Annotated in this window: 3 protein-coding genes; all 3 read left to right on the top strand. The window is 27.3% G+C overall.

Annotation, left to right across the window (positions count from 1 at the left end; translation table 11 throughout):
- The first annotated feature begins 135 nt into the window (after positions 1-135).
- Positions 136-318, top strand: a complete 183-nt coding sequence (locus KPL38_RS18640) for a hypothetical protein (RefSeq protein WP_216290633.1) — start codon at positions 136-138, stop codon at positions 316-318.
- 184 nt (positions 319-502) lie between these two features.
- On the top strand, positions 503-1,108 hold the full coding sequence (locus tag KPL38_RS18635) for an HAD family hydrolase (protein ID WP_216290632.1): 606 nt from the start codon (positions 503-505) through the stop codon (positions 1,106-1,108).
- Positions 1,109-1,278: 170 nt separating this feature from the next.
- Positions 1,279-3,534: a hypothetical protein gene (locus KPL38_RS18630; RefSeq protein ID WP_216290631.1), complete on the top strand. Its 2,256-nt coding sequence runs from the start codon at positions 1,279-1,281 to the stop codon at positions 3,532-3,534.
- The last annotated feature ends 102 nt before the right edge of the window (positions 3,535-3,636 follow it).

Below are 3,636 nucleotides of genomic sequence, written 5' to 3'. Positions count from 1 at the left end.
CTATGCTATCCTCAATATAGAAAGCTCGAAGAAATTCTGGGGTGAAGTTGATATATGCATAAAAATGAACCTAGAATTAGCAATGGCTTGAGAGTTTCCGAGAGTACTAATAGATAACGGTAAGGGGTGTAAAAAATGACAGATAAACAAAAACTATTAGGTTTATTAGATGATTTCGAATTAGGATATACGGATGAGAACAATAGTATTGTACTCAAAGAAGGTAATGAGAATGTAATAGGACGTGATGGTTATGCGGCTACATTTATATTCGAAAAAAATAATGCTTTTGATGCATTAAAGATTTGTAAAAAATAAAGAAGCAATAAGTTTATAAAGCATCGCTTATTGGAAACTGACAAATACAGCACTGGACATGATTTAACAATTAGAAGCTGAAAGGCTTTTTTTTCATTTAAATATCTGTATTGAACTTTAAGTTTTTATATAAGCACCTTAATAAAATATATTTATAAAGATACACATAAAGGGGATATAAAATATGATCAAAAATATTGTTTTTGATTTAGGAAATGTATTATTAAATTTTAAGCCAGTAATATATCTTCACACACAGATTTCCGACAAAACAAAAGTTCAAGAAATTTATGAAAAAATATTTACCAGCAAAGAATGGCTTATGCTTGATAGGGGAATGATCACTGAAAAAGAGGCTATAAATGAAATATGTAATAGAAGCGCAGAAAATACTGAGTTAATAAAGCTAGTAATGCACAATTGGTATCAATTACTTACACCTATTGAAGATACTGTAGAAGTTTTAAAGAAACTAAAACACAAAGGATATAGACTTTATGTTTTATCCAATTTTCATTTGTTAGCATATGAAGATGTTACTAAACGATATGAATTTTTTAAATATTTTGATGGTGGTATTATTTCATATAAGGAAAAACTTATAAAACCTGATAAAGATATTTATGACAAGTTAATTAAAAAATATAAAATCAATCCCAAAGAATCAATTTTTATAGATGATACAATTGAAAATATTGAAAGTGCTAGAATGTTAAGCTTTAAAACAATACTTTATATAAATTCAAAAGATTTAAGAAAAAAATTAATCGAATATGACGTCTTACTATAAAAAACAGTATAGGACACATTTTGAGTAGTTTTATAAAAGCACTGACATAATTAAAATGTTAGTGTTATTTTTTGTGATTTTTTAATGATATTAGTCAACAACAATTTGGATTAACAAAATAATTATATACATGAAAATATTTGTAATAATATATAGGGGCATGTAAAATAATGATAGTATATTCATACAAGTTGTATCGTAAGTGTAGAAAATATGAAATAAAGGCTATTTATATAATAGGGAAAAATAAAAATCATGAATTACATGGAGTTGATATTATGAACTATACAGAAGCCTACAATAAATTGAATGAAAATAAATTCAGTGAAAAATGTATCTTAGTTAAAGGAAATTCAGCAAGTGGCAAAACAACTCTTGCAGTTTCGAAATATAGAAATATGATAGAAAATGAAAACATTAAAAGTCCAAATGTATTATGTTTATTTATGAATAAATATCAAAATATAAGATGGACAAAAGATATGATTTTTGATACTGCTTGTGAGATTAGAAAAAGTTCTTACTATGGATTTATTAGGAGAGAACTATCACTCTATTGGCCTTATGTAGTAGATGGTTGCAAGGAAATAAAAATCAATATATTAAAGCCTGAGTTCGCATCTTTTGATGCGACAAACTATGCTATGAAATCCTTAGTAGAGTATTTCAGAAAATCTAAAGGATACTTTCAAGACATAACATCAACTTCTTCAAAAATAGCATCAGATTTGATTTCTAACATTAATAATGCTGCACTGTCATTAGTGCCTTTTGACGAAATAGGAACTAGGCTTTATAATTCATTAGAGGTAAAGGACTTCTTAATTAAAGAAACATATAATCAATTAGATGAAGTAACTAGGTACTATATCACAAAATTATTATGTAATGGTGTTGTAGATTATGGACTATCGTTTTATTTATATAATAATTATTTACTTCATGATTCAAGATATACCAGTATAAATAATATAAAATATCTTATAGTAGATGATATAGATGAGGCTTCACCTGCAGAGCAAGAATTAATATTTAAGATTATTAATAATGTAGACAGGGCATATTTGTTCTACAATCCCAAAGGCGGTTTGCACCGTTATTATGGAGCTAATACTGATTATTTGAAGAGCAAATTAAATGTTGAGTATAATGAGATTACTTTAGATAATCATTTTTGTTGCAATGATGATTTTATTAGTCTTGCTAATGTAATAGATAATAGGGCGCACATTCCATATATGGAAGATAAAATAAATGAAAATGTCCCAGCATCTATAGATATGTCATCACAGTTAAGACCTCAAATGGTCCAGAAGATATTATTAAAAGTTGAAGAACTCTTAAATGAGGGACTTATACCTAAGGAGATAGCTATAATATGTCCATTTAATGATTTTATTATTTCATTTGAGCTTCAGAAAAAAGCAAAGAAATTAGGTATATCAGTTTTTGAGACTTCAAAAAAAGATAGATTTATAGATAATGAATATTTACACCCATTAATAGTACTTGCGGTATTGTGTAATGATTATAAAAGTATAAGGTTAACAAAGGAGGATTATAAAAATTTTTTCTCCTTTATGCTAAAGCTAGATGTAATTAGAAGTTCATTGTTTTATCCTTTTGCATGTGAGAATGGTTTAAAAGATCTTAGTGCTGATATTGAAGATAGAGTAGGAGATGTAGCAGTAGGTAAATATAATGAGTTAAAACAATGGATAGAAAATTATAAAGTTAATTTAATAAAGCACAAGGGTTCGCTTGGTGAATTTTTTAGAAATGCATTTTCAAAAGTACTTGTAATCCTACCAAAAGTTAAAGAACATATAGGGGACTACATAAGCTTATATGAAAGCTGTGAAAGTTTCATAAATACTTTAGATAAATTACAATTTAAAGGAAAATCATCAGAGGAGAGGTTTATAGAGTTTATTCGAGGAGAAGGAAGTGGATTTTATTCGATGAACGAAATCCAGGAAATGTTATTAAAAGATAATAGTATAGTATTAACATCACCATATACTTATTTGACCTCTAATTTAAGTAGTAAGGTTCAGATATGGACAGATATTAACAGCAATATGTGGTGTCGTAGAAATGTAGGGGAATTATCAAATTCTTTTGTTTTAAAAAGCAATTGGAATGTTGATGATATATATACGCAAAAGAAAGAAAATAATAATGTATATGGAATTTTAATGTCTGTTGTAAATGGTCTTTTAAGAAAATGTAGAGGTGAATTATATATATATGGCAGTGAATATTCTTTAAGCGGATTTAATCAAGAAAGTATATTTGCAGATATACTTATAGAAATATTAAGTGAAAGAGGTGAGAAAATTGAAAGAGAAGATGACAGCGACAAAGTCGATGAGTACAGCGACTTTGTCGCTGAGTACAGCGACGGAGACGATGAGTACATGTAGACGTGTAGTTTAATATATCCTAATAATATAAGTAACTTGCAAATTTAAGTAACCCTTAAAATATAAAAAGGATAAAGGAATATGTTAATTAAATTTAACATT

This window comes from Clostridium psychrophilum, from assembly GCF_018861705.1.
Classification (GTDB): Bacteria; Bacillota; Clostridia; order Clostridiales; family Clostridiaceae; genus Clostridium_AD; species Clostridium_AD psychrophilum.
This window is presented reverse-complemented; position numbering and strand designations above follow the sequence as displayed.

Coding starts and splice junctions, on each gene's coding strand:
- KPL38_RS18640 (WP_216290633.1), top strand. CDS start 136: ATGACAGATAAACAAAAACTATTAGGTTTATTAGATGATTTCGAATTA.
- KPL38_RS18635 (WP_216290632.1), top strand. CDS start 503: ATGATCAAAAATATTGTTTTTGATTTAGGAAATGTATTATTAAATTTT.
- KPL38_RS18630 (WP_216290631.1), top strand. CDS start 1,279: ATGATAGTATATTCATACAAGTTGTATCGTAAGTGTAGAAAATATGAA.